The sequence below is a fragment of the Bradyrhizobium sp. Crot121 genome, assembly GCF_059512385.1.
Map to the genome: position 1 here is coordinate 1 of NZ_JCAMOR010000243.1, position 1,314 is coordinate 1,314.

General features: G+C 63.7%; 1 pseudogene. It reads left to right on the forward strand.

Annotated elements, in window-relative coordinates:
• Positions 1 to 82: 82 nt before the first annotated feature.
• Positions 83 to 1,198 (forward strand): annotated as a pseudogene (locus AC5ZGW_RS46295) (integrase core domain-containing protein); the annotation flags it as partial.
• Positions 1,199 to 1,314 lie beyond the last annotated feature (116 nt).

Below are 1,314 nucleotides of genomic sequence, written 5' to 3' on the forward strand. Positions count from 1 at the left end.
GGTCCTAACCGGCTACATAGGTAACAGAATAGACCGGCGACATGGGTAACAGGTCAACTGATCGGCAAGGAGGAGCTTGCCGATGGGTTGGATGGAGACCTGTGCTGTGGATGAACGGATGCGGTTTGTGGTGGCGGCGCAAAAGCACGAGGAGTCATTTGCGGCGGTGTGCCGGCGGTTCGGAGTGAGCCGTCGGGTGGGCTACAAATGGCTTGCGCGGTTCGAGGAAGAAGGGGCGGCCGGTCTGTTCGATCGTCCGCGAGCTCCCCTGCATCGTCCGCAGAGCATTGCGGAGGAGGTCGCCGAACGCTGCCTTGAGGTGCGTCGGGCGCATCCGACCTGGGGACCGGTCAAGGTCCTTGCCTTTCTCGAACGGAAGTCACCCCGGACGGCATGGCCAGCGGCCAGCACGATCGGCGAGCTGTTCGACCGTGAGGGGCTGACGGTGAAGCGCAAGTTGCGCCGCCGCAGCCCGCCCTCGAGCGCGCCCTTTGCCGGCTGCGAGGCGGCCAACGATATGTGGTGTATCGATTTCAAGGGCTGGTTCCTGACCGGGGACGGCATGCGCTGCGAGCCGCTGACGATCACAGATGCCTACAGCCGCTATCTGCTGCGCTGCCAGGCTCTGGCACACACCGACACGGATCATGTCTGGCCGGTGCTGGACGCGGCGTTCCGCGAGTTTGGATTGCCGCATTACATGCGCTCGGACAACGGCTCGCCGTTTGCCTCGCGCGGCGCCGGAGGATTGTCGCGGCTGTCGGTCAAGCTGATCAAGGCCGGCGTGACGCCGGAGCGCATTGCGCCGGGCAAACCTCAGCAGAACGGCCGCCACGAGCGCATGCACCTGACCCTGCTGCAAGACGTTGCCAATCCGCCGGCTCCCACCATGCGCGAGCAGCTCAAGCGCTTGCGCAGCTTCCAGCATCTCTACAACGAAGAGCGTCCGCACCAATCGCTCGACAATGCCACGCCAGCCGACCGCTACCAGGCCTCCTCGCGCCGCTTCCACGGTATCTTGCGCAAGCCGGAATACGCTGATGACCAGGACGTTCGCTCGGTCCGGCACAACGGAGAGATCAAGTGGCAAGGCAACACGATCTATATCAGCGAAGCGCTGATCGGCGAGCCTGTCGGCTTGGCCGAGGACCAGGACGGCTGGACCGTCAGCTATGGCCCGATCGTGCTCGGCACGATCGCTCACCGCGATGACCAGCTCCGAAGACCCAAACGTAAAGCAAAAGGCTGTGGACTTGAGGACAACGCTGCGCGTTGCCCTCAGGGTCCACAGCCTCAACAACAACAGACCTGAAC